Source organism: Kitasatospora sp. NPDC002551, assembly GCF_040296005.1.
In the GTDB taxonomy this organism is placed as follows: Bacteria; Actinomycetota; Actinomycetes; order Streptomycetales; family Streptomycetaceae; genus Kitasatospora.
Genome location: NZ_JBEOWI010000005.1, coordinates 226,417 through 253,052, shown reverse-complemented (window position 1 = coordinate 253,052; position 26,636 = coordinate 226,417). Strand labels below are relative to the sequence as shown.

The following is a 26,636-nucleotide window of genomic DNA, read 5'->3' as shown; positions in this document are numbered from 1 at the left end:
CCGAGGCCGGGGATGTCAACATATCTGGCGTTGACTTTTGGCACGCTGTTGAGTTCTCAAGGAACGGACGCTTCCATCAGGCGGCTTTCACACCGACCCTCCGGGCGCTTCGTTCTTTCGTGTCTCCAGCTTATCAGATGTTTCCGTGCCGTTCCCGGCGCTTCCTTCACCCAACTCACTGGCGTCTTCTGCGGCTTGACGCCCCGTCCGACGTTTCAAACTCTAGCCGACCTCCGCTCCGGAAAGCGAATCCGACCGCAATCCCCGGGAAATGCACACGCCAAATAGACCCCATGCCGGGGAGGCGTTCGTATGTCCAGAGGATTGGCCGCCCCGGGACCGTCCGCGCCGATGCGTGTCCGGTGCTCCCTGCCGAGCGACTGGGTGACAGTACTCCCCTTCCGCGCCGCAGAACAAATTGCGCCTGCGCCCGGCCGGGCGCAGGCACCTAGACCAAAGGCCTGAAACCGCGTCCCTGGAGAACGGCCTGCCCCTGGGTGTCCCCGTCCGTGGATAGCTTGGGCACGACCCATCCGGCCCGCTCGGCGTCCGAGCGGTCGCCCGAGGAGTGCCCATGACGGAGAACCTGGCGGCCGTGTCCGCGGCCGGAGTGACCATGACCCTGGCGGCGATCGCCGCGACCGGCGCGGCCTCGCGCCCCTCGGGCGAGACCCTGGCGGCGCAGCGGGCCCGCGTCGCCGCCGGCGTCACCCGGCAGCTGGCCGACCCGGACCTGGCGACCGGGGGTACCTGGGAGCTGGAGTGGCTCGCGCTGAGCCCCTACAACGCCAACATGGCGTACATCGCGAAGAACGTCCACGGTCCGGTGTTCGCCGTGGTGGTCCGCGGGACGACCGCCAATGTGACGGACCTCCTGGAGGACCTCGACGTCGGCACGGTGGTCCCGTTCACCGCCGGCGGATCGCCGCAGCCGGTCTCCGTCTCGAAGGGGGCCATGACGGCGTTCACCGAGGTCGTCGGCATGACCGACGGCTCCTCGCCGACGGGCTCCACCCTCGTGCAGGCGCTCACCGGCCTCTTCGCGGCGTCGCCCACGCCCCCGGCGGTCTACGTGATCGGCCACAGCCTGGGCGGCTGCGTCGCGACGATGCTCGCGCTGTACCTCCAGGCCCGGACCTGGGACGGCGTCTCCCCGACGTTCGGCGTGATCACCTTCGCCGCTCCCACCGCCGGCCTGCAGGACTTCGCCGACTACTTCGGCTCCGTGAAGTGGACGGTGAACCTCGGCTACGCCAACGACTACGACCTCGTCCCGCTGGCCTGGTCCTCCCTCGACACGGCCAAGTCCTGGTACCCCGCCGTCCACGGACCGGTCGCGACCGACGAGGTGAAGGACCTCCTCATCCCGGAGCTCGAAGCCCTCACCGGGCCCAACACCTACGCCCAGCCGGACAACACCTTCGGCCTCAACCCCGACTACGACACCTTCGACGGCACCGTGGTCAGGCACTCGACCGCGGACTTCTTCGGCCAGGCCGGCTACCAGCACGCCAACTCCACCTATCTGGACCTGCTGCAGGCACCCCTCGTGCCCGCCGGGCCGGTGGTGACGGCGATCAGCCCCACCGTCGGCGACGTGGGCACGCCGGTCGTCATCACCGGCAGCGGCTTCGGTCCGGACAGCGTGGTCGACTTCGGCACCGTGCCGGGCGCGAACGCCGTCGTCGACGGCGCGAACCGGATCACGGTGCCGGCACCCGCCGGGGCCGGCATCGTCGAGGTCCGGGTCACCGGCACCCTGGGTACCTCCCCGGCCGTCCCGTTCGCGCAGTTCGCCTACGGCGGGCCCGCTCCCGTCCTGGTCACCGCGCTCAGCAGGGACTCCGGCACGGCCGGGACCACGGTCGACATCACGGGTGTGGGCTTCGCCGGCAAGCCCACCGTCTACTTCGGGAGGAACCCCTCGGCCTCGGTCACCCTGAGCTCGCCGACCCGGATCACCGCGACCGCGCCGGCCTCGGGGACGCCGCTCAGCAGGACCGTCGACGTCAGGGTGCTCTCCAACGGCTACCTGTCCCCCGCGAGCCCGGCCGACGAGTTCACCTATCCCGGGCTGCTCGTGGAGTGACCGCCGGCGCCTCCGCCCCCGTCGAAAGGTTTGTGCGATGACCATCAAGTCCTCGACAGCACGCTGCCTCGGACTGATCCTGCTGGTGCTGGGACTGACCGCGCCCGCCGACGCGACGGCCACCGGGGCGACGCCCTCGGCCACCGCGCTGGGCCACACGGGCCGCTGGCTGACGGACGACCAGGGCCGGGTGGTCACCGTGCACGGCGTGAACCTGGTCTACAAGAACCCGCCGTACTTCCCCGCGGCGGGTGGGTTCGGCGAGGAGGACGCCCGGTTCCTCGCGGAGAACGGCTTCAACGCGGTCCGGCTGGGCTTCGCCTGGAGCGCGGTCGAGCCGCAGCCCGGCGTCTACGACGACGCCTACATCGAGCAGATCCGACAGACCCAGCAACTGCTGGCCCGCTTCCACATCCACAGCCTCGTCGACTCCCACCAGGACGCCTTCAACAAGTCGGTCGGCGCGAGCTGGAGCGGGTTCCCGGAGTGGGCGACGTTCACCGACGGCCTGCCCGTGGAACCGAATCCGGGCTTCCCGCTGGTCTACTTCACCAGCCCCGCGCAGAACCAGACCTGGCAGAACTTCTGGCGCGACCACGCCGCCCCCGACGGGGTCGGGGTGCAGGAGCACTACGCGGCCATGTGGGCGCACGTCGCGCGGCGCTTCGCGGACCAGCCGTACGTCCTCGGCTACGACCTGATCAACGAGCCGTGGCCCGGCTGGGAGTACCCGACCTGCTTCCCGGACGGCTGTCCCCGGTTCGAGGGCGAGGTGCTCGCGCCGTTCGAGGCGAAGGTCATGAACGCCGTCCGCGGAGTCGACCGCGACCACCTGCTGTTCTTCGAGCCGTCGCTGACCAACGACTTCGGCACCCCGAACTGGATGCCGAACCCGACCGGCGACCCGAAGGCGGGGCTGAGCTTCCACGACTACTGCTTCGGCGAGGTCGACACCTGCATCACCAACGGCCTGGCGCGCGCCGACGCCGACGGCGGCGTCGGCGTGGTGACCGAGTTCGGCGCGACCACGGACGCGGCCAGGCTGACGGCCCTCACCGACCGGTTCGACGAGCACATGGCGTCCTGGATGTTCTGGGCCCTGGCGCAGAACCAGACGCCCGACCACCCCCAGGAGCCGCCGACCGGCCCCGATCTGATGGACCCGGCGATCGTCCGGCCGTACCCGCAGGCGGTCGCGGGCACCCCGCAGCAGTGGCGGTACGACGGCACGACCGGGACCTTCACGCTTCAGTACAGCACCCTGCGCGCCGACGACGGCCGGCCGTTCGCCCGGGGAGCGCGCACCGAGGTGTACCTGCCGCAGAGCACCTACCCCGGCGGCTACCGGGTCGAGAGCCGGGGCGCCGAGGTGGTGTCGCCGCCCGACGCCCGGCTGCTCCGGCTCACCGCCCTGCCCGGGCAGGAGACCGTCCAGGTGACCGTCACCCGGCGCTGAGGCCCCGGCCCGCCGCGCCCGCGTGCTGCAGGAGGTCCCCGGCGCGGGCGGCCAGGCCGTCGGCACCGCACCGCAGGGCCAGCTCCCGTCCGCGGTCCAGCGCGGCCCGGGCGGCCGGGGCGTCGGCCAGCGCCTCGCCCAGGTCGACCAGGGCGAGCGCGTGCTCGTAGCGGGCGGGTGAGCGCTCCAGGTGCCGGACGGCCCCGGCGAGCAGCTCGGCCGCGCGCGGCCGGTCGTGCACGGCCGCGCAGAGCCGCAGCGCGCTGCCGATGGCCGAGTCCGTCCCGGACTCCCGGGCCCGGCGCACGGCCTCCTCGGCGAGCTCGCGGGCCCGGTCCGGCTGGTCGGGGGCGACCGCGCGGGCCAGGTGCCCGAGCCACGGCGCCCACACCGTGTTGCGCCAGCCGCGCGCGTCCAGCGCCTCGCCGGCGGCGGTCAGCGTCGCGGCGGCGCCGGGCCGGTCGCCGCGGGCCAGCAGCAGCCGGCCGTACAGCGTGGGGGCGTCGGGCAGCACCATCACGGTCGGGTACGGCGGGCCGAAGGCGTGCTCGCGCGCCAGCTCCAGCGCCTCCGGCACCCGGCCGCGCGCCGCCAGGGTCTCGGCCAGCGCCCCCACCGCGTCCCAGTGCAGCGGGACGCCCGGGCCGATCCGTTCGGCGATGCGCAGCGCCCGGCGCAGGTAGTCCTCCGCCTGCGCCAGCGCGCCGCAGCGCAGGCGGAGCATGCCGGTCAGCAGGTAGGCGAAGCCGAGGTGGCCGCCGCTCCAGCCGGCGACCTCGTAGGCGCGGACCGCCTCGGTGAACAGTTCCTCGGCCCGGTCGACCCGGTCCGCGTAGAGGTAGCTGATGCCGAGGATGCCCGGCAGCTCGAAGCCCCAGGTGGTGTTGGTCCAGCCGAGGCTGCGGGGCAGCCGGCCGTGCGGCAGCGCGGACTCGGCCAGGGCGATCGCCCGCTCGCGGTGCACGCCGCGCAGGGTGAGGTCCCAGCAGCGCAGCACGGCGACCGCGTGGGCCAGGCCGTTCTGTTCGAAGAGCACCTCGTCCGGGGCCGCCGGCCCGTCCTTCGCGGCGCCGTCGGTGAAGGCCAGGCCGACCGTTTCGAGCATCCGGTCGAACTCCGCGAGCCTGCGGGAGCGGCCCGGGCCGTCCGCGTCCTCGGACTGGAACGCGGCGAACATGAAGTGGGCGACCTCCAGGCGCAGCCGGCCCGGGCCGGGCGGGGTGCGGGCGGCCTCCTCCGCGCACACCCGGGCGGCCTCGCCGAGCCGGTTGCTGTGGGCGAGCGCCTGGGCGAGCCGGAAGATCGCGTCCACCCGCAGTCCCGGGCCCAGCCCGTACGGGGCCGCGAGTGCCAGGCGCAGCTGGTTGACCGTGGTCGCCGGGTCGGTGAGCAGCGCCGAGCAGCCGAGTTCGTAGAGCACCTCGGCCCGGTCCTGGTCGGCGGGCGGTTCGCTGATGGCGCGGCGCAGGCAGCGCTGGGCCGCCTCGGGCGCGCCGATCGCCAGGTGCTCGCGGGCCGCGCGGCGCAGCTTGCCCACGATGTCGTCGTTGCCCTCGGGCAGGGTCTCCAGGAGGTGCCGGGAGGCCGTCAGCAGGCCGAGGCCGGCGTTCTCGGTCTCGACGGCGGCGACCCCGTGCATCGCGGTGCGGGTGGCCGGCGGCATCGACTGGTAGACCGAGGTGGCGATCAGCGGGTGGACGAACTCCAGCCGGCCGCCCGAGGTGCCGGTCAGGACGCCCTGCCGACGCAGTTCCCGGACGGATTCGGCGGCGGTCTCCGGGCCCTGGGTGCAGATGACGGCGGCCAGGTCCGGGCGGATGTCGGTGCCCAGCATGGACGCCGCCCAGGCGAACCGCATCGCGGTCGGGCCGATCTTGTCCAGCCAGTGCCGGAGCGTCATTCCCCGCGCGTCGGCGGCGAGTTCGCGCAGCTGGCCGGTGCTCTCCTCGACCGGTTCGAGCCGCTGGTCGAGCACCTCGCGCAGCAGGGCGGTGGTCTCGTACGGGTTGCCGGCCGTGATCGCCCAGACGTGGCGGCAGAAGGCGTCCTCCGCCCGCGCGCCGAGGGCGGCGCGGACCAGGTGCGCGACCGAGGCCGGCTGGAGCGGCCGCAGTTCGTGCCGCCGGTCGGCCCTGGTGACGAGGGCGCGCTGCAGCGGCAGGACGTCGTCGGGGAACTCGTCGCGGCAGGCGAGCGCCAGCAGGACCGGCAGTTCCCGGGCGCGCACCGCGAAGCCGGCCAGCCAGCCGAGCGACTCCGGATCGGCCCAGTGCAGGTCGTCGACGAGCACGGCCACCGGTGAGCGGCGCCGCACCAGTCCGGTGAGCACGAAGTCCAGCCCGTCCCGCACCCCCTGCGGGTCCAGTTGTCCGCCGGGCGGCAGCAGGCCCACCGCCGGGCCGACGATGTCCTCCCAGGGTCCGAACACCTGGGCCCGTTCCTCGTCGGACAGGGCCGCGAGCACCGGCTGCACCAGCTGGCGCACCACGTGGAACGGCTCGTGGCGCTGCCGTTCCCCGCCCCGGGCGAACAGCACGGTGCAGCCCGCGCGCCCCGCCCGGCGCCGCACCTCGGTGAGCACCGCGGTCTTGCCGAGCCCGGCGGCGCCGGTGTACACCAGCAGTTCCCCGAGCCCGGCGCCCGCGGGCCGGGTGAGCCTGCCCACCGCCTCCCCGGCCGACCGGATCTCGGCCTCCCGCTCGTGCAGCGGGCAGTCGTCCTCCCCGCCGCCGTCCCCCCGGGCCGCCGACTCCCCTCCGGCCACCGCCGCCTCCCCTTCACGCCTCCACGGCCGTCGCTGCCGATGCCGAGGCTACTGCCGAACGGCCCGCTCCGGCGCGGGCTTGACAATCCCTCCACCGCTCCACCGGCCCCGGGCATGGAGTGGCGGTGCTGGTGCGGCTCCCTGGGCTGCCGTTCCCGTGTGCGAAGCACCCGTCACCCGGCCGCCACAGGGCCGCGGGCGCCGGTGGCCCGGCGGGCCAGGAGCTTGCCCAGCTCCCACAGCAGCAGGAGCGCGATCGCGGCGAGCAGGGCCCAGCCGAACTGCCGGGCGTTGATGGCGGTGGTGCCGAGGAGGCGGTGGAAGGCGTCCATCTGGGTGACGAGCACCGCGAGGACGAACTCGCCGAGCGCCGCCAGGTTCATCTGTCGGCTGTCGAAGGTACGCACGGTCAGCACCGAGCCGCGCTCGCTGCGGCACTCGTAGGCGGCCACGATCAGGCACAGCGCGAAGGCCGTGAAGGCGATCGAGTTGCCGACGTGCGCACTGCCGTAGTGCGTCCGGCCGAGCTCGATCAGGCCGAGCAGGGCCACCGTGAGCGCCAGCCCGGCGAGCCCGACGGTGACCACCACGGGCCCGGTCAGCACGGACTCCCCGCGCGGGCGCGGGGTGCGCCGCATCAGCCCGGGGCTCTCCTGGTCGAACCCCAGCGCGAAGCCGAACGGGGCGTTGACCACGAAGTGGATCCACAGGACCTGTGGCGGGGTGAACGGCTCCCCGGCGGCGATGTCGAACACCGTGGCGCCGAGGAAGGTCAGCACGAAGGTGACCAGCAGCACCAGGACGAAGCGGATGTACTTGGTGAGGTTGTCGTAGAGCTTCCGGCCCTCCCGCACGGCGTGCACGATGGTGGCGAAGTTGTCGTCGGCGAGGACCATCCGGCTGGCGTTCTTCGCCACGTCGGTGCCGCTGCCCATCGCGATGCCGATGTCGGCGGCCTTGATGGCCGGGGCGTCGTTGACGCCGTCGCCGGTCATCGCGACCACGTCGCCCTTCTTCTTGAGGGTGTCCGCGAGCAGCACCTTGTGCTCGGGCGCGACGCGGCCGACGACGCCGATGCCGTCGATCCTGGCCAGCCGCTCGTGCTCCGGCAGCGCGGCGAAGTCGGCCCCGAGCATCGCCTCGCCGTCGATGCCGAGCCGGCGGGCGATGGCGGCGCCGGTGGTGACGTCGTCCCCGGTCACCATGCGCACCCGGATCCGGGCGGCCTGCGCGCTGGCGACGGCCGCCTTCGACTCCTCGCGCGGCGGGTCGACCATGCCCACCAGGCTGGTCATCCGCAGGCCGGTGACCAGGGCCAGCAGGTCGCCGTCCGGGTCGAAGTCCGCCGGGTCGAGGTCCCGGTAGGCGGCGGCCATCACGCGCAGGCCCTCGCCGCCCATCCGCTCGGTCTGCGCCAGGGCGTGGCCGCCGAGGTCCTCGTCCCAGGGGATGCCCGCGCCGTCCGCGAGGGCGGAGGTGGCGCGGGCCGTCACCGCGGGGGCCGCGCCCTTGACGAAGCACCGCACCACCGGTCGGCCGTCCGCGTCCTTGGCCTCGTTGAAGCTGGCCATCAGCTTGTAGCCGGGGTCGAACGGGAGGGTCGCGAGGCGCGGGAAGCGCTCCCGGGTGGCCTCGATGTCCAGGCCCGCCTTGTGACCGAGGACGAGCAGGGCGCCCTCGGTCGGGTCGCCCACGACCTCGCCGTCGACCAGTTTGGCGTCGTTGGCGACGAGGTACGGCAGCACCGCGTCCTCGATGCCCGGGGTGGAGCCGGCGGCGTGGTGGATCCGCCCCTCCAGGCGGTAGCCGGTGCCGGAGACGGTGTAGCGGTCGGTGGGGCTGAGCACCTCGACGACCGTCATCTGGTTCATCGTCAGGGTGCCGGTCTTGTCCGAGTTGATGGCCGAGGTGAAGCCGAGCGTCTCGACGGAGGGCAGTTCCTTCACGATCGCGTTGCGCCTGGCCAGGTTGAGGCTGCCGACGGAGAGGATCACCTGGCTGACCGTGGGCAGCGCCTCCGGGATGGCCGCGATGGCCAGCGAGACCGCGCTGACGAACAGCGCGTCCCAGGCCTGGTCGCGGCTGCGGCCGAGGGCGAACATCACGACCATGGTCAGGCCGGCGGCCGCCGCGATCCACAGCGTCAGGGTGTTGAGCTCGCGGGTGAGCGGCGACTGCTCCCTCCGGGTGGCCGACAGCATCCCGGAGATCCTGCCCAGCTCCGTTCCGGCGCCCGTCGCGGTGACGACGACCAGGCCGCTGCCGTGGGTGACCGGGGTGTTCATGAAGGCCATGTTCGTCTGGTCCCCCGGGCCGAGCCGCCCGCCGCCCGCCAGGGTGGCCGTGTCCTTCGCGGCCGGGACGCTCTCGCCGGTCAGCGCCGACTCGTCGATCTGCAGCGAACTGGCCTCGACGATCCGTCCGTCCGCCGGGACCTCGTCGCCCGCCGAGACCAGCACGACGTCACCGACCACCAGCTGCTCGGCCGGGATCTCCGCCTCCGCGCCGTCCCGCCGGACCCGCGCCGTCGCCTCCATCATCGACTTCAGCGCGTTCATCGCGCTCTCGGCCTTGCCCTCCTGCCGCAGGCCCACCAGCGCGTTGACCAGGGTGAGCGCCAGCAGCAGGACCGCCGTCGTCCACTCCTCGATCGCCAGCGAGACCACCGCCGAGGCCACCAGGATGATCTGCATGTAGCTGCGGTACTGGTCGACGAAGCGCAGCCAGCCCGGCCGCTGCTCCTCCTCGGGGAGCGCGTTCGGGCCGTGTGCGGCCAGCAGCCGCGCCGCCCGGGCCGCGCTGAGCCCGACCGCCGGATCGACACCCAGCCGGTCGGCGACCTCCTGCGGCGTCCGCCCGTACCAGGGCTCCGGGGCCTCCTGCGGCCCCGGCCGTCCGGCCTGCTCCGCCATCTTCGCTCCTCGCGCGCACGACGCCGTGGGGCCGCCGGGCCGTACGGCGGGGCCCCGAACGGCGTGTTGACGCGGGACCTGTGGGCACGGGAGGCGGCGGCTACCTGCCACGCTGTGGCCGCCGGGCGGCGGCGTCAAACCCACGGCGTCCTTCCGGGCGGCCCGTGTGGCGGCGCACCCGCCGCGGGCCGAGGATGGGCCCGTCCCGCCCTCCCCTGCGATCGGAGCCGTGATGGCGACCCTGACGGTATGGCGCTTCCCCACGGCGGGGGGAGCCGACGAAGCCCTCGCCGCGCTGAAGAAGCTGCAGCACCAGGAGCTGATCAGGGTCCAGGACGGCGCCGTGGTCAGCTGGCCCGAGGGCGCCCGGAAGCCCCGGACCCGCCACCTGGGCGACATGACCGGCATGGGCGCCCTGGGCGGGGCCTTCTGGGGCTTCCTCCTCGGCATGATCTTCTTCGTCCCCGCCCTCGGCGCCGCGGCGGGCGCGGCCGGCGGCGCCATGGGGGGCCACCTCGCCCACCTCGGCATCGACGACCACTTCGTCAAGCAGCTGCGGCAGAAGGTCACCCCCGGCACCTCCGCGCTCTTCGTCCTCAGCTCGGACGCCGTGCTCGACCGCGTCCGGTCGGCCTTCGAGGGCCGGCACGCCGAACTCCTGGAGACGGACCTCTCCGCCGAGGAGGAGGCCCGCCTGCGCGAGACCTTCACCGAGGGCGGGTGAGGACCCGCCCGGCCGCCGCCGGCGTCCGCCGCCGGACCGCGCGGAAGCATCCGGCGTCCTGACCGGATGGACAGGAGACGGGCCCGGGCGGCGCCCGCGGCGCCGGTAGGATGGCCGATCATGGCCAGTCGTAGAACGTCGATCCTGGAAGCAGCGGCGCGGGTGATCGCGCGACGCGGGGTGCGCGGGCTGCGGGTGGAGGAGCTCGCGGCCGAGGCGGGCGTGTCGACGGCGCTCGTCTACTACCACTTCAAGGACCGCACGGGAGTCCTCCGCCAGACGCTCGGGTTCATCAACGACCGGGCGGAGCGCCACACGGCCGAGCGCGCCCCGGACGCTCCGCCGCCGACCGCGCGCGAGGAGCTGGAGCGGACGCTGCTGCTGGAACTCCAGGACAGCGTCGAGGTGCGGGAGAACAGCACCGCCTGGGGCGAGCTGCGGGCGAGCGCGGTGTTCGACGAGACGCTGCGCGAGGACCTGGCGCGGGCCACCCGGATCTGGGTCCAGGAGATCGCCGAACTGCTCGGCGCCGTCCGGCCGATGGCGTCGGCGGTCGCGCTGGCCGGCGCGGCCGAGCGGCTGACGGCGCTGCTGGAGGGGCTCAGCACGCGCTGGCTCAGCGGCAGCCTCCCGCTGGTGCACGCCCGGGCGCTGATGACCGACGCGATCGACGCCGAAGTGATCCGGCTCGCTGCCTGAGCCGCGCGGGTTCCACGCTCGTCGCACTCCGTCTCGGCACGGACCGGAACGGGTCATGGCACGCCTGTCGTTCTGACTGACTTTTCAGTCAGCGCGAGCCTGAGTGCGCGCCCCCGCACGATCCGGAGACCCTCATGACCCACCACCGCGACGACCGGCACGCCGAGCTCTTCCCCCGGGTGCCGGCGGACGACGTCCCGCACGCACGGACCACGGCGGTGTGATCACCACCCGGTTCGGCGACGCGCGCAAGGACGCCGCCGCTCGGTGTCGGATCGGGGCCCGCAGGCTACTGACAGGACGGTCAGGATCCGGCCCGGCACGCATCCGCCGTTCGGGGAAAGTGCGCCGTCCGGCGCGACCGGCGTATTCGGCGCGACCGGCATATTTCCGGAGCGGGGCCGTCCGCTCCTGGTCATTTCTTCACCGCGATGTGATGCCCGGTACATGCCAGTGACGACAATTCCGGAAATCGAGGGAATAGGATTCGGGGAATACGGCTCTGGTATTCTGATGAGCAGTCAGACAGATCGCTGCGGCGCATGATTGCAATCATCCACAGAGAAGAGTCGACCTTGAAGAAGTCCGTCATCATCACCGGCGCCTCCTCGGGGCTCGGATTGGCCACCACACGTGAACTCGCCGCGGCCGGAGAGCATGTGATCATGGCCTGCCGGAGCGTGCCGAAGGGCGAGGCCGCCGCGGCGGAGATCCGCACGGCGATTCCCGACGCGAGCCTGGAGGTCGTCGAACTCGATCTTTCCTCGCTCGCATCCGTCCGCGCCGGCGCCCGGGAAATCCTCGCGAACTCCGACCGGCCGCCGCTGCACGTACTGATCTGCAATGCCGGAATCCAGGTGGTGAACGGCGTCCAGCGCTCCAAGGACGGCTATGAACTGACCTTTGCCACGAACCATCTCGGGCATTTTCTGCTGACCCAACTGCTGCTCGACCACATCGCCGAGCCGGGCCGGGTGATCCTGGTCTCCAGCGAGGTGCACCAGGGGCCCCGGAAGTCGATGGGATTCCCGGCTCCGCGCTGGGAGGACCCGCAGGCCATGGTCGATCCCGACCGCTCCCAGCTGAACGGCTCGGCCAAGTCCGGCCGGGTCCGCTACGCGACCTCCAAGCTGGCGAACCTGTACACCACCTACGAGCTGGCCCGGCGGATCGCCTCGCGCCGGATCACGGTGAACGCCTTCGATCCCGGGCTGATGCCCGGCACCTCGCTGGACCGCGACTGGCCGCCGCTCATCCAGCGGGTCTACGCCCAGCTGACCCCGCTGCTGGTCGCGACGCTGCCGGGGGCCCGGTCCGTCGCGCAGTCCTCCGGCGACCTCGCCTGGCTGGCCACCGCGCCGGAGCCGGCCGGGACCACCGGCGCCTACTTCTCCGGCCGCAAGCCGCGCGAGAGCTCCAAGGAGTCGCACGACCGCGACCGGGCCACCGAACTCTGGGCGGCCTCCGAGCAGCTGGTCGCCGCACACGCCTGATCCGGGCACCACGCCGAGGGCCGTTCCGGAACCGACTGGCTTCCGGAACGGCCCTCGATGGTTCGACCCCAGGGCGCCGAGCGGGTGCTCAGGAGAGCGCCAGCACCGTCCCGGCCGGGCCCGGCGAGGTCAGCCGGTGCAGGGCGCGGTCGACGCAGCGGTCGGCCAGCGCCGTGACGGTCAGCGCCGGCGGTACCGCCCCGGTCGAACCGGGGATCAGCGAACTGTCGATCACGAACAGGTTGTCGTACCCGGCGACGTCGCCCGCCTGCCCGGTGGCCTGCCCCAGCACCGCCCCGCCCAGGCAGTGCGCGGTGAGCGCCGGCGTCACCACGTCCACCCTGATCCCGGGGTTCGCCCGGTCCAGCTTCGAGGTGGTCGCCGACATCGCGTCGGTGACCCGCTGGATCCGCGGGTCCGACTTCGGCCAGGTCAGCTCGACCTTGCCGGTGGCCGGCCGGTAGTCGAAGCGGCCGAGCGCCGGCGGCACGGACAGGCCCAGCATCGTGCCGGCGAGCGAGCCGAGCGCCGGGTAGCCGAGCGGGAATCCGAGGAAGGTCACCGGGGTCTCGGGGTCCGCCCAGTCGGTGGCCACGATGTGCGAGGGCCCGCCCTGCGCGGTGTCGCGCAGCGGCAGCCCGGCGCGGACGATGATGTGGTCCCCGCCCGTGCCCCAGTTGCGCCCCACCTGGTCGCCCAGCCGCGGGAGACTGCCCCTGCCCTTGGCCCGGACCAGCAGCTTGGTGGTGCCGAGCGAACCGGCCGCCAGGAAGACGTACCGGGCCGCGAACTGCGGACGCGCCCTGACCAGCCCCTGCTCGTCGATCTGCTCCGCCGTGATCAGGTACCGGTTGTCCAGCGGGCCGATGTCCGTCACCTGGTGCAGCGGCAGCACCGAGACCCGTCCGGTGGCCTCGGCCGCCGCGAGGATCGAGCGGTCGACGCTGCGCTTGGCCCCGCTGTTGACGCCGAAGTCCGAGTGGCCGAGGATCGCCGAGCGCACGGCGGTGCCGGCTATCTCGTTGCGGACGATCTGCCAGTCCACCGCCATGTCCGGGCGCATCGTCGGAAGTCCGGCCCGCGCCGCCTCGGCCAGCAGGTCCCGCGCGTTGGCGTAGTACGGAGAGTTGAGCACGTCGTCCGGGATCGGGGCGACGCCGATCAGGTTGCGGGCCCGCGGGTACCAGACGTCCCGCATCTCGGCGTAGTCGAGCGAGGTCCCGAAGCTGCGGCGGAAGAAGTCCTCCCGGGGCGCCATCATCACCGCGTTGTTCACCAGCGAGCCGCCGCCGACGCCCGCGCCGGCCAGGCCGATCACGCCGTCGGCCACGAACGCCTCCAGCACGCCGGTGAACGGGTGGAAGCTCTCGTTGGTGAAGGGCGAGGTGGTGGCCAGCCACGCGGCGCGGCCGTCCGGGGCCTGCGGGGTGCAGAACGTGTCGCCCGCGGGAGTGATCGGCCAGCGGCGTCCGCGCTCCAGGAGCACGCTGCTGAAGCCGGCCTGGGCCAGCCGGAGCGCCGCCACCGAGCCTGCGTATCCGCTGCCGACGATCACCACGTCGACGGGCTCGGCGGCCCGGGCGACACCGCTCAGCAGGCCCCCCGACAGGGCGGCGGCCCCGGTGGCCGCCACTCCGTAGCGCAGGATCTGCCGTCTGTTGATTGCGGGTCCGTTCACTTCGTCCTCTCGAATGGCGATGGCGGTGACTGTGCGGTTCCGGGGCGTCCTCAGGCCGTCACGCGGACGCCCATGCTCGCGATGCCGTACGAGCCCTGCGTGGTGCGCAGGCGCGGCGGGTCCTCCGGGTCCAGGGCGAGCCGGTCGAGGTGCGGGTAGAAGGAGCGGAACGCGGTCTCGGCGAGCAGCCGGGAGAGCGCGGCGCCCGGGCAGAAGTGCGGTCCGGCGCCGAAGCCCAGGTGGTCGCCCTTGGTGTCGCGGTCCAGGTCGAAGACGTCGGGGTTCGGGAACTTGCGCGGGTCGCGGTTGCCGGAGCCGATCAGGACGTGCACCAACTCGCCCTCGGGAATGGTGACATCGTGCAGGGTGACGTCCTCGGCGGCCCGGCGCAGCAGCCACTGGGTGGGGCTGTACAGCCGCAGGTACTCCTCGATGAAGTCCCGGGTGAGCTCGGGCTCGGCGATCAGCCGGTCGGCGAGGGCCTTGTCGGTCAGCAGCATGTGCACGCCGCCGCCGAGCAGGTTCATCGTGGTCTCGTGGCCGGCCGCGACGAACGACCAGGCCATGGTGACCAGTTCGTCGCGGGTCATGTCCCCGGCCTCCAGCTGCGCGACCAGCTCGCCGAGGATGTCCTCCTGGTTGGGCTTGCCCTTGCGCTGGTGGGCGAGTTCGCCCATGTAGTTGCCGAACTCCACGATGTCCTCGAAGAATCCGGGCGCGAGGTCCGGGTCCATCCCGGCGGCGACGGCGAAGGACGCCATCACGGCCCCCGACCAGCGGCGCAGGTCCGCCTTGCGGTCGAGCGGGATGCCGAGCATGCCGCCGACCACCTTGAGCGGCAGCGCGGTGGTGAAGGCCTCGACGAACTCGACCTTCTCCTGGGCCAGGATCTCGTCGATCAGCTCGTCGACGATGTCCTGCACCCAGCCGCCGAGGGTGCGGACCAGCCGGGCGTTGAACGCCTTGTTGGCCATGTGGCGCAGCCGGGTGTGCTCGGGCGCGTCCCGGTTCACCAGCATCGGGAGGTTGAGGTAGTCGCCCTTGCGGATCTGCGAGGAGAAGAGCTTCTTGTCCTTCAGCGCGAGCGAGACGTCGTCGTACCGGCTGAGGACGTAGAAGTCGGAGCCGTCCCACATGCCGCCGGGGGCGTGGAACACCGGGTTCTCGTCCCGCAGCCGGACGTAGGTCGGCCAGGGGTTGAGGTGGTACTCGGGGTCGCCGAGGTCGATCGTGATGGTGGTCATGGTTGCCTTCTCCGTCCGGCCTGTCCGTCAGGCCTGTCTGTCTGGACTGCTGTGGCTGCCCCCCGCCACGGCCGGGCGGGGGGCAGGGGCCGGCGGCTCAGCCGGCGGCGGGGCTCTCCATGAAGCCGCTGGCGGTGAAGGCCTCCAGGTACGTGCGCACCAGCGCGGCGTCCAGCGGCGGGCAGGCGATGCCGGTGCCCTCCAGCGCCGCCAGGGTGTCCTCGGCGGCGGACTTCGGGAGCCGGACGTCGTCGACCGCGTCGTTGAGGAAGGGCACCAGACCGAGCAGCGCCATGGTGCCGGCCTCGCGCCCGGTCACCTTCTCCTTCCAGCGGGCGAACGTCATCCGCTCCATCGGGTAGCCGAACTCCTCGACCAGGTCGAAGAACTCGATCCAGGTCAGCTTGGTGTCGTTGACCAGGTGGAAGGTCCGTCCGCTCAGCTCCGGGCGCCCGGCCAGCTCCACCACCGCGCGCGCCACGTAGTCGATCGGCGCGGGCTGCAGCGGCATCTCGACGTGGTCGGGCGCGATGCCGGCCTCCGCGCAGCCCTTGATCACCATGCTCAGGTGGTCCAGCCGGTTGAACGCCCCGGACGTGCTGTGCGGGCCCGAGTTGATGCGGTGGATGGTGACCGGCACCCCGCGGGCGTGCGCGGTGCGGACCATGTGCTCGGCGACCCACTTCGACTGCGCGTAGCCGACCACCAGCGGGCCGCTGGTCAGCAGGTCCTGGCTCTCCGGCACGCTGTCGGCCTCGAACTCCTTCGAGGAGAACACCCCGACGGTGGAGATGAAGTGCACGGGCCTCGCCGCGCCGGCCGTCGCCAGCCGCAGCACCTCGCGGGTGCCGTCCACGTTGGCGGCCTCCAGGCCGCTGTAGGGGTAGGTCCACTTCACGGTCGCACCGCAGTGGAAGATGCCGCCGATCTTCGCGTGCAGGGCGGTGAACCCCTCCTCGCCGAGACCGAACCGGGGCTCGGAGAGGTCCCCGACGACCGGCACGATCCGCGTCCCGGCATCGCCGATGTCGATCCCGTAGGTGGTCAGGTTGGCGAGCACCCGGCGGACGGCGTGCTTCTCGTTCTCGGCGCGGACCAGGCAGTGCACCGCGCCCCGGCCGCGCTCCAGCAGTTCGGCGAGCAGGAAGGCCCCGACGAAGCCGGTGGCGCCGGTGAGCAGGACGTCCTGCGGGGCCGTCCCGGCCGGCTCGGGCGGCACGGTGGCGGTGATCGACGCCTCCAGCTCCGCCTTCTCCACCATCTCCGGCACGCTCATCGACCGCACCCGGCGGCTGCCGAGGCTGCGCGGACGCCGCGCGGCGGGGGCGGCGGGGGCCGCTTCGGCAGGGGCGGACGCGGGCACGGGGGCGGCGGGGGCCGGCTGTGCGGCCGCCGGGTCCTGCGCGGGCGGCTGCTCCAGCTCGTCCGCGATCCACAGCGCGAGGTCGGTCAGCCGGCCGCCGCCGAACGCGAGCTCCAGCGGCAGGCTGACCTCGAAGTCGCGGTCCACCTGGCTCTTCAGCTCGGCGAGCATCAGCGAGTCGGCGACCATGGTCACCTCGGTCTGCGGGTCGAGGTCCTCCGGCGCGGAGCCGAGGATGGCGGCCAGCAGGCGGACCATGTGCCCGGTGACCGCCCGCTCGCGCTCGGCGGGCGCGGCGGAGCGGAGCGCGGCCAGATCCACAAGGCCGGCGGCGCCCGCGGCGCCCGCGGGCCGGCCGCTCGACACCATCCGCTCCAGCAGGGCCTCGCTGACCGGACGGAACGACACCCCACTCAGTTCGGCGACCAGCGAGCCGTCCAGCGCGGTCAGGCGCAGGTCCCCGGCCAGCGAGCCGTCGGCGGTCTCCCGGGTCACCACCGTGCACAGCACCTCGTCCGCCGCGACGGCGCCGTGCACGACCATCCGCTCGTAGCCGGTGCCCAGGTGGACCGGGCGCTCGGCCCAGTCGGCCGGCTGCGGGTGGCCCGCGATCGCGACCAGCTGCACGCAGGCGTCCAGCAGCAGCAGGTCGGCCCGGACGCCGGCCGCGACGCCCTTGGTCCGCTCGTCCGGCGGCACCAGCCGCCCGACCGCGACACCCGGCCCCCGCTGCGCGGACTCCACCAGCTGGAAGCTCGGGCCGAGCCGGAACGCGGGGTGCCAGGCCCGGCGGTAGAACTCCTCGCCGTCCAGGGTCTCCCGGCAGCGCGAACCGGCGTCCGCGAAGAGCGCCTCGGGTGTCACCCCGACCGGGTCTCCCCCGGCCGGGTCCGCCGGGACGACCAGGGCCCGCAGGTGCTGCTGCCAGCCGGTCTCCGGGTCCTTGCTGTGCACGCGGACCTCGGTCTTGCCGTCCGTCAGGGGGCCCAGCACCACCTGGACGGTGCGGGTGTCCTGGTCGGAGAGGACCAGCGGGCGGGAGATCGAGAGGTCCTCGATCCCGACCGGCCCGTCGAAGGCCCGCTCGGCGCAGCGCAGGACCAGCTCCAGGTAGACCACGCCGGGCACCACGAGCCGTCCGTGCACGCGGTGCTCGGCGAGGAACGGCAGGGCGGCGAGGGAGAGTTCGCTCTCGCCGATCACCTCGCCGTCCGCCGTCTCCAGGATGTGCGGGCGCAGCGCGCGGCCGCTCCGCGAGACGGTGGCGCCCGCGGGCGTGCTCTGCGGCCAGTACTCCTCGCGCTGGAAGGGGTAGGTGGGGAGCTTGGCCGCGGCGGCCGGCCGGGCCGCGACGGCGGACCAGTCGACGTCCCGGCCGCGGGTCCAGACCTGGGCGAGCGACTCCAGCAGCACCCGGTGGGCCGAGGGCCCGTCGGCCGCCGAGGCCAGGCGCGGGACGTCCTGGTCCGCGCCGGTGGCGGTGAGCGCGCCGGCGCCCAGTTCGAGGAGGATCCCGATCCCGCCGTCCACGGCCGCCGCCAGCGCCGTGTCGAGCGCGCCGGGCCGGTCCTGGGCGGTGGCCGCGAGGCGGCTCCAGTACGCGGCGGTGGCCACCTCCGGGCCCGCCGGACCGGCCTCGTGGGCGAGGATCAGGTCGACGGCCGGGAGCCGCAGCGGTACGTCCGTCAGGTCGGCCGAGCGGCCGTCCCGGGCCAGGCGGGCGCCGTCCGCGACGGTGAGGACTCCCGCCAGGGCCGCCGCGGCGTAGGCGCCGGCGCCCTGTCCGACGATCACGTCCGCGTCGACACCGACCGAGCGCCACCAGGCGCCGAGTGCCACCGCCGCCGCGTAGTGCGCCGTCGGGCCGTCGTCGGCGGCCAGTTCCTCGCCGGGGACGCCGAGGGCGGCGGCCACCGCGTCGAGCGTCTCGGTCACCACCGGCAGCTTCCCGTACAGGCCGTCGGCCCGGGCGCCGCTGTCGGCGACCACGAAGGCCGCCTGCGGCACCGGCCCGGCGCCGCGACGGCCGGTGACCACACCGGTGGCGCCGGTGCCGTTCGCCACGGCCCGCAGCCCCTCGGCCAGTGCGGCGGAGGTCTCGGCCACCACGGCGGCGCGGTCGCTGAGGTCGGCGCGGCCGACGCCGGCCGACCAGGCGAGGTCGGTGGGCGTGAGCGCGTCGGCGGCGGCGGCGAACTCGGCCAGCCGGGCGGCCGATTCGCGCAGCGCCGCGGCGCCGGAGCCGGAGACCTTGACCACCACGGGCCCGTCCGGGGCCGGTACCGCGGCGCGCTCGCGGGCCGGCGGGGACTCCAGGACGACGTGGGCGTTGGTGCCGCCGAACCCGAAGGCCGACACGCCGGCCACGCGCCGTTCCTGCTCCCAGCGGGTCAGCTCGGTCGGCACCGACACGGGCAGGTCCGCCCACTCGACGTGGGGGTTGGGCTCGACCAGGTTCAGGTGCGGCGGGATCCAGCCGCGCTGGACCGTCAGCACCGCCTTGATGAAGCCGGCGATGCCCGCCGCCGCCTCCAGATGACCGATGTTCGTCTTCACCGAACCCAGCGCCACCGGATTGTCCGCCGCGCGGCCGTCTCCCAGCACCCGGCCCAGCGCCCGCACCTCGATCGGGTCGCCCAGCGGCGTCCCCGTCCCGTGCGCCTCGACGAAACCGACCTCCGCCGCGGCGATCCCCGCCACCGACAGCGCCCGCCGCACGACCTCCTGCTGGGAGGAGGCGCGCGGGACGGTCAGGCCGGAGCTCTTGCCGTCCTGGTTGACGGCGGAGCCGCGGACCACGGCGAGGACGTCGTCCCCGGCCGCCAGCGCGTCGGACAGGCGCTTGAGCACCACCACGCCGGCGCCCTCGCCGCGGACGTAGCCGTCGGCGGACGCGTCGAAAGTCCGGCACAGGCCCTGCGCGGAGAGCATCCGCCCACTGGACAGCGCCACCGAGGAATCCGGCGACAGCATCACGTTCACGCCACCCGCCAGCGCCGTCTCGCACTCACCCGCACGCAGGCTCTGCACCGCCAGGTGCAACGCCACCAGCGAGGAGGAGCACGCCGTGTCCACCACCATGCTCGGCCCCTCCAGACCCAGCACGTAGGACAGACGGTTGGCACCGAAGTTGCCCGAACTGCCCGTCGCCGAGTACGCGTCGATCAGCGAGACGTCCCCCGCGCCGAGGCGCTGGAAGTCGCTGCCACCCATGCCGACGAACACGCCCGTCCGGCTGCCGCGCAGCGAATCGGGCGCCACCCCCGCATGCTCCAGGGCCTCCCAGGCCACCTCCAGCACCAACCGGTGCTGCGGGTCGATACCCACCGCCTCACGCGGCGGAATACCGAACAGCCCCGCGTCGAAACCCCGCACCCCGTCGACGAACCCACCATGACGGACATACATCCGCCCCGGCGCCCCCGCCTCCTCGTCGAAGAACTCCTCCACGTCCCACCGGTCCGACGGAATCTCCGTGATCCCCGAACCACCACGGGCCAGGAACTCCCAGAACCCCTCCGCACCCGTCACACCACCCGGGAACCGGCACCCCACGCCGACGACGGCCACCGGCTCGACGCGGGCCTGCCTGGCCGCCGCCGCCTCGGCGCGCGCGGCCTTGAGTTCGACGAGGGCGCGGAGCAGCACCTCCTGGCGTTCGGGCGCGACCGCCCCCTGGGTGTTCATGGTCGGCTCCTCAGTTGTTGTCATGGTGGCTCTCCTGGTTCAGCTCGGACTCGAGGAGGTCCAGCAGCTCCGACTCGGACAGCTGGGCGAGTTCCGCCGACAGTTCGTCCACCTCGGCGGCCCGCTCCGGGAGCGGGTCGGCCAGGCCGAGGACCTCGCCGAGGAGGTACTCGCCGAGCGCGGCGACGGTGGGGTGTTCGAAGGCGACCGTGCCGGGCAGTTCCTCGCCGACCAACTGCTCCAGCCGGAACTTGAGTTCGACACTCATCACGGAGTCCATCCCGGCCTCGAAGAAGCCGAGGTCGGCGTCGATCCCGCTGCCCGGCTCCCGGCCGAGCACCGCCGCGACCTCCGCCTGCAGCGCCCGCTCCAGCAGCCTGGTCCGGGTGGCCCGGCTCTCCGCCTGGCGCAGCCGGCCCAGCAGCATCGCGTCGCCGCCGGCCCGGCCGGCCGCGGCCCGGGTGCCCAGGTGGGTGAGCAGCGGGCGGCGCCGCTTGGCCTCCATGACCGGGCGGAACCTCGCCCAGTCCACCGGTGCGACGGTCAGCTGGTGGCGCCCGGAGCCCAGGGTGCGGCCGAGGGCGGCGAGGCCGGTCTCGTTCGGGAGGACGTACAGGCCCATCGACTCGAAGTACTGCTCGTGGTGGCCGGCCATCTCGCTCTCCTCCCACCAGCCCCAGTTCATCGCGAGGCCCGGCAGGCCCCGGCTGACCCGGTCGTGGGCGAGCACGTCCTGGAAGTAGTTGGCCGCGACGTAGTGGCCCGCGAGCGCGGAGCCCCAGACCGAGGAGGCGGAGGAGAACATCACGAAGAAGTCGACCCCGCCGGCCGCGGTGAGCGCGTCCAGCACCAGGCTGCCCTCGACCTTGGGCCGCAGGATGTCCCGGAAGTGCTGCCAGTCCAGGTCCACGACGGCCCGGGGCTCGAAGAGACCGGCCGCGTGCACCACGCCCTTGACGGCCGGCCAGGGGTTGGCGGCGGTGTCGAAGACCCCGGCCATCGCGGCGGCGTCCGCCACGTCGGCGTGCGGGGTGTGGACGCTGACGCCGGCCGCCCTCAGCTCGGCGAGCGCCGCCAGCAGCTGACGGTCCGACTCGGGAAGGCCGGGGCCGTCCTCGGGGACGGGCCGGCGGCCCAGCAGCACCAGGTGCCGGGCGCCGCGCCCGGCCAGCCAGCGGGCCACCCGCAGGCCGAGGATGCCCCGGCCGCCGGTGATCAGGTACGAGCCGTCGGGGCCGACCGCCGTCGGCGCGGGCGTGGCGGGCAGGTTCTCCACCCGCCGCAGCCGGGCCGCCTTGCGCAGGCCCGCGCGGTACGCGACCTGGTCCTCGCCGTCGGGGGCGAGCAGCTCGGCGGCGATCGCCTCGGCCTCCTGCCCGGGGTCGGCGCCGGCCGGGTCGAGGTCGACCAGGCCTCCCCAGATCTCCGGGTGCTCCAGGGCGACGGCCCGGCCGAGGCCCCAGGCGGGGGCGTGCGAGGCGGCCATGGCCGCGCCGTCGGTGCCGACACCGCCACGGGTGACCACCCACAGCTGGGGTGCCGGGGCGCCAGGGCGGGCGCGCAGCACCTTCGGGGCGAACAGCAGCGGCCCACAGGCCAGCGCGAGCGCGCCGTCCAGCTCCGGGCCGGGCAGGCGCGGGTCCGCCGCGTCGTGCAGCGCGCCCAGGTGGACCAGGCCGCGGACGGCCGGCTCCTCGGCGAGGGCCCGGGCCACCAGTTCGCGCAGCCGGTCCGGCCCGTTCCGGCAGAAGGCCGCGGCGGTTCCCGGCTCCGCCACGGTCAGGATCCTGGCCCGTGCCCCGTGGGCGGCCAGCCGCTCGGCGACCCGGCCGGCCAGGCCGTGCTGGTCCTCGATCAGCAGCCAGGTGCCCTGGGGACGCCCGGCGGTTCCCGGCTCCAGGACGGGCGGCTCGACCCGCTCCCAGTCCACCTCGTACACGTCCTGGGCGAGCGCGTCGGGCGCCTGCCCGTGCGGCACCGGCTTGCCCGGCAGCCAGTACCGCTGCCGCTGCCAGCGGTAGGCGGGCAGCGCGGCGGTGCTCGGTCCCTCGCCGTGCAGGGCCCGGTGGTCCACCGGGCGGCCGGCCACGTGCAGGGCTCCGGCGGCGTCCAGCATGGTCGCCCTGGCCTCGGCGCCGGCCCGCATCGAGGCCGCCGTGGTGAGACCGGCGACCCGGCCCTCCAGGCTCTGCCGGACGGCCGTGGACAGGACGGCGTGCGGGCCTGCCTCGACCACCAGGGTGTGCCCCTCGCCGGCGGCGGCCTGCAGCGCGTCGGCGAAGCGGACGGGCAGCGTCATGTTGTCCGCCCAGTAGCGCGCGTCCAGCGCGTCGGGGCCGGCCAGGCCACCGGTGACCGTGGAGTAGAGCGGGACCGTGCGGCCGGCCGGCGCCAGCGCGCCCAGCGCGTCGACGAGTTCACCGCGCAGCGGGTCCAGGACGGGGGTGTGGAAGGCGTACTCGCCCGGCATCGCCATCCAGAAGGCCTTGCGCTCGCGGACCTGCGCCTCCAGCGCCGCGACCTCCTGCGGCAACCCGCCGACCACGGTGTTGACCGGGCTGTTGACGGCGGCGACGAACAGCCGCCCGCCGTACGGCTCGATCAGCGTCCGGACCTCGGCGACGGGCAGGCCCACCACCGCCATCCGGCCCTGCCCGTGGCTGCGGGCCATCACCCGGCCGCGGAGCACCGCGATCCGAAGGCCCTCCTCCAGGCCGAAGGCACCGGCCGCGACGGCCGCCGCGATCTCGCCGACGCTGTGTCCGACCACCGCGTCCGGCTCGACGCCCCAGGAGCGCCACAGCTCGGTGAGCGCCGCCTCGACGGCGAAGATCGCCGGCTGGGTCACGCTGGTGTCGTCCAGCCGGGAGGCCTCGCGCGGCGCCTCCAGCTGCTCCAGCAGCGACCAGCCGGCCAGCTCCCGGACGACCTCCTCGCAGCGCAGCAGCACCCGCGCGGCCACCGGGTCGGCCAGCAGGCTCCGGCCCATGCCGGGCCACTGGGACCCCTGACCGCCGTAGACGAAGACCAGCCTGCTCCGGGCGGGCCGGGGCACCACGCCCTGGCGCACCTGGTGGCGGCCCCCGGCCAGCAGCTTGTCGAGCTGCTCGGCGGCCCGCGCCGGCGAGGAGGCCACCAGGGCCATCCGGGCCGCGAAGTGGTCGCGCCGGACGGCCGCCGTGCGGACCGTCTCGGCCCAGGCCGACCGGCCGCGGACGGCGCTGCCGTCCGCCAGGAACGTCCGGTAGGCCTCGGCGGTCTCCCGCAGCCCCTCGGGGGTGCGGGCCGAGAGCACCAGCAACTCGGGCCGCTCGTCGGCGGGTTCGTCCACCCGGCGGTCGGCCGGCCGCGGCTCGGGAGCCTGCTCCAGCACCACGTGCGCGTTGGTGCCGCTGAAGCCGAAGGAGCTGAGCCCGGCGACCCGGGCCCGCCCGCCGGTGGTCCACGGCGTGAGCTCCGTCGGCACGGTCACCGGCAGCGCCGCCCAGTCCAGCAGCGGGTTCGGGTTCTCCAGGTGCAGGTGCGGCGGGATCTGCCCGTGATACAGCGACAGCGCCACCTTGACCAGCCCGCAGATGCCCGCGGCGGCCTCCAGGTGCCCGACGTTGGTCTTGGCGGAGCCGACCACCAGCGGCGGCGCGTCGCCGCCCTCGGGCCGCAGCGCCTCGGCCAGCGCCTGGATCTCCATCGGGTCGCCGAGCGCCGTGCCGGTGCCGTGCGCCTCCACGTAACCCACCTCGTCGGGCGAGGCCCCGGCGTCGCGCAGCGCGTCCTGGATCACGGCCTGCTGCGCGAGGCCGTTGGGGACGGTCAGGCCGGCGCTGCGGCCGTCCTGGTTCACCGCCGTGCCGCGCAGCACCGCCCAGATGTGGTCCCCCGCCGCCTGCGCGTCGGAGAGCCGCTTGAGCACCACCACGCCGGCGCCCTCGCCGCGGCCGTAGCCGTCCGCCGAGGCGTCGAAGGTCTTGCACCGGCCGTCGGGCGAGAGCGCCCGCAGCCGGGAGAGCCCGGCCGTGGTGGCCGGGGCCAGCATCAGGTTCACACCGGCCACCACGGAGAGGTCCGACTCGCCGGAACGCAGGCTCCGGACCGCGAGGTGGGCCGCCACCAGGGACGAGGAACAGGCCGTGTCGACGGCCAGGCTCGGCCCCTGGGCGCCGAGCAGGTAGGACAGCCGGCCGGCCGCGACGCTGAAGGTGTTGCCGGTCGCCAGGTGGGCGCCGTCGTCGGCGGTGCCCTCCGCGACCAGCAGCTGCAGGTAGTCGGAGGTGTTGATGCCGACGTAGACCGAGGTGCGGGAGCCGTCGACCTCGGCGGCGGTCACGCCCGCGTCGGCGAGCGCCTCCGAGGCCACTTCGAGCAGCAGGCGCTGCTGCGGGTCCATCCCGCGGGCCTCGCGGGCCGAGATGCCGAAGGCGTCCGCGTCGAACTCGTCGACCCGGGTGGTGAGGAAGCCGCCGCGCCGGGTGGAGGTCTTGCCGGGGGCGGCCGGGTCGGCGTCGTAGAACGCCTCGCGGTCCCAGCGGTCGTCCGGCACCTCGCCGGTCGCGTCGCGGCCGTCCAGCAGGAGCTGCCAGAACGTGTCCAGGTCGTTCGCGCCGCCGGGCAGCCGGCAGCCCATGCCGACGATGGCGATGGGCTCGGAGTGCGGTGCCGCCGGTGCCGGGGCGGCGGGCCGGGGGGCGGGCTCGGTCTGCTCGGCCGCATCGGCGGCGGCGGGCCGCGGGGTGGCGTCGGCGGCGGGCCGCTGCGGCGCGGGGGCCTGCCGGAGGCGGCGGCCGGCCAGGTAGCCGGCCAGCTTGCCGATGGTGGGGTGGTCGAAAACGGCGGTGGCCGGGATGTCCCGGTCGATCAGGTCCTCCATCCGGACCCGCAGGCCGACCACCATCTCCGAGGTCAGGCCGAGGTCGAACAGGCCGGTCTCGGCGTCGAGTTCGTCCGGGTCGGCGAGGTCCAGCAGGGTGGCCAGCTCCTCCTTGAGCCGGCGGACCAGTTCCTCGGGGGCGGGCTGCGCGGAGACGGACCGCCCGGTGGCGGGTGCCCCGGCGGGCAGGGCCCGCGGCGCCGGCTCCGGACGGGACGCGGGCACCAGGGCGGCCGGGGCGGCCGGGGCCGGGAGCGGCGGCAGGCCCGCGTGCCGGTCGGCGCTCCGGCCGGTGACCGGGGCGGGACCGTAGTCCTGCCGCTGGAACGGGTAGGTCGGCAGCTTCACCGTGCGGGCCGGGCGCGGACCGACGGCCCGCCAGTCGACCTGGCACCCCTCGGTCCACAACCGGGCCAGCGAGCCGAGCAGTTGGTGGTGCGCGGGACCGGCGGCGAACGCCGACGGGACGCAGACCGGCGCGCGGCCGGGCGCGGTGCCGGCCGCCGGCCCGAGCAGTCCGCCGGTGCCGAGCTCGACCAGGATCCGCACGCCCCGCTCCCACACGGTCCGCATCGCCTGCTCGAACCGCACCGGCTCGCGGGTGTGCCGGACCCAGTACTCGGCCGTGGTGATCTCCTCGCCCGCGAGCAGACCGGTGGCGTCGGACACCAGCGGAAGACCGGGAAGGCTCATCGTCAGCCCGGCGAACTCCTCGGCCAGCGAGGCCAGGACGGGCTCCACGGCGGCGGAGTGGAAGGCGTGCGGCACAGCGAGCCGGACACCGCGCACACCGCGGCCGGCCAGCTCGTCCGCCACCGCCGTCACGGCCTCCAGCGGGCCGCTGATCACGGTGTCGCGGGGCCCGTTGAGCGCCGCGATCCCGACCTCACCGGAGACCAGCCGGTCGATCCCGGCCAGCTCCTGCGGCGCGCACGACAGGGCCACCATCGCGCCGCCCGCGGGGAGTTCCGCCATCAGGCGTCCCCGGGCAGCGGTGAGCCGGGCGCCGTCCGCGACCGTGAACACCCCGGCGAGCGCGGCCGCCGCGTACGCCCCGACGCTGTGCCCGACCACGGCGGCCGGCTCCACGCCGACCGAACGCCACCAGGCTCCCAGCGCCACGGCGGCGGTGTAGAGGGCGGGTTGGGCCACCTCGGTGGCGGCCAGCGCCTGCCGCGCCTCCTCGCCGCCCGACAGCAGTGCGGACAGCGGCAGCTCGGTGACCGGGCCGACCACCGCCGCCACCGCGTCCACCGTCTCGGTCACCACCGGGACCGTGCCGTACAGGCCCTCCAGCACACCCGCGACCTTGGCGCCGTGACCGGGGACGACGAACGCCACCCGCGGTGCGGTGCCGACGCCCCGGCGGCCGGTGACCACGCCGGCGGTGCTGCCGCCCAGGGCGACCGCCCGAAGGCCCGCCGTCAGTTCCGTCCTGGTCTGCGCGACCACGGCCGCCCGCTCGCCGAGGTCCGCCCGGCCCACGCCGGCCGCCCAGGCCACCTGCTCCGGGGTGATTCCGTCGGTCGCGGCGACGAAGTCGGCCAGCCGCCCCGCCGCCGCCCTGAGGGACCCGCTCTCCGCCCCCGAGACCTTCACCAGGACGGGGGAACCACCGGGGTCGGACTGTCCGCCGGACATTCCTGACGTCACGTCAACACTC

The 26,636-nt window shown here is 74.4% G+C and carries 11 protein-coding genes; 5 read left to right on the top strand and 6 right to left on the bottom strand.

Features of this window, described 5'->3' with window-relative positions; genetic code table 11:
* The first annotated feature begins 574 nt into the window (after positions 1–574).
* Both ABT093_RS07830 and ABT093_RS07825 read left to right on the top strand, forming a co-directional pair.
* Positions 575–2,089 (top strand): IPT/TIG domain-containing protein, encoded by a 1,515-nt coding sequence (locus ABT093_RS07830; protein WP_350561566.1) that lies wholly within the window; start codon positions 575–577, stop codon positions 2,087–2,089.
* Positions 2,090–2,126: 37 nt separating this feature from the next.
* Entirely contained in the window at positions 2,127–3,545 is a 1,419-nt protein-coding gene (locus ABT093_RS07825; RefSeq protein ID WP_350561564.1) for a cellulase family glycosylhydrolase, read from the top strand.
* On the opposite strand, the gene ABT093_RS07820 is transcribed toward ABT093_RS07825, so the two are convergent.
* The gene (locus ABT093_RS07820) at positions 3,532–6,309 is read right to left on the bottom strand and encodes an ATP-binding protein (protein WP_350561562.1); all 2,778 of its coding nucleotides are present in this window, start codon (positions 6,307–6,309) and stop codon (positions 3,532–3,534) included. The genes ABT093_RS07825 and ABT093_RS07820 overlap by 14 nt on opposite strands.
* Before the next feature lie 173 nt (positions 6,310–6,482).
* Complete coding sequence (locus tag ABT093_RS07815; RefSeq protein WP_350561560.1) at positions 6,483–9,221, bottom strand: cation-translocating P-type ATPase; 2,739 nt, start codon at positions 9,219–9,221, stop codon at positions 6,483–6,485.
* Between the two features lie 232 nt (positions 9,222–9,453).
* Between ABT093_RS07815 and ABT093_RS07810 the strand changes: the two genes are divergently transcribed.
* The 3 genes from ABT093_RS07810 to ABT093_RS07800 all read left to right on the top strand — a co-directional run bounded on the left by ABT093_RS07810 (position 9,454) and on the right by ABT093_RS07800 (position 12,137).
* Complete coding sequence (locus tag ABT093_RS07810; protein WP_350561558.1) at positions 9,454–9,945, top strand: DUF1269 domain-containing protein; 492 nt, start codon at positions 9,454–9,456, stop codon at positions 9,943–9,945.
* A gap of 120 nt (positions 9,946–10,065) precedes the next feature.
* Positions 10,066–10,644: a TetR/AcrR family transcriptional regulator gene (locus ABT093_RS07805; RefSeq protein WP_350561556.1), complete on the top strand. Its 579-nt coding sequence runs from the start codon at positions 10,066–10,068 to the stop codon at positions 10,642–10,644.
* 575 nt (positions 10,645–11,219) lie between these two features.
* Positions 11,220–12,137, top strand: coding sequence for an SDR family oxidoreductase (locus ABT093_RS07800; protein WP_350561554.1), 918 nt, complete (start codon positions 11,220–11,222; stop codon positions 12,135–12,137).
* A gap of 88 nt (positions 12,138–12,225) precedes the next feature.
* On the opposite strand, the gene ABT093_RS07795 is transcribed toward ABT093_RS07800, so the two are convergent.
* The 4 genes from ABT093_RS07795 to ABT093_RS07780 form a co-directional block, all read right to left on the bottom strand.
* Complete coding sequence (locus tag ABT093_RS07795) at positions 12,226–13,815, bottom strand: FAD-binding protein (protein WP_350561552.1); 1,590 nt, start codon at positions 13,813–13,815, stop codon at positions 12,226–12,228.
* Between the two features lie 50 nt (positions 13,816–13,865).
* Complete coding sequence (locus tag ABT093_RS07790; RefSeq protein ID WP_350561550.1) at positions 13,866–15,059, bottom strand: cytochrome P450; 1,194 nt, start codon at positions 15,057–15,059, stop codon at positions 13,866–13,868.
* Positions 15,060–15,156: 97 nt separating this feature from the next.
* Positions 15,157–20,133, bottom strand: a complete 4,977-nt coding sequence (locus ABT093_RS07785; RefSeq protein ID WP_350561548.1) for a thioester reductase domain-containing protein — start codon at positions 20,131–20,133, stop codon at positions 15,157–15,159.
* Positions 20,120–26,626: an acyltransferase domain-containing protein gene (locus ABT093_RS07780; protein ID WP_350561546.1), complete on the bottom strand. Its 6,507-nt coding sequence runs from the start codon at positions 26,624–26,626 to the stop codon at positions 20,120–20,122. The genes ABT093_RS07785 and ABT093_RS07780 overlap by 14 nt, the downstream gene beginning before the upstream one ends.
* Positions 26,627–26,636: the final 10 nt, after the last annotated feature.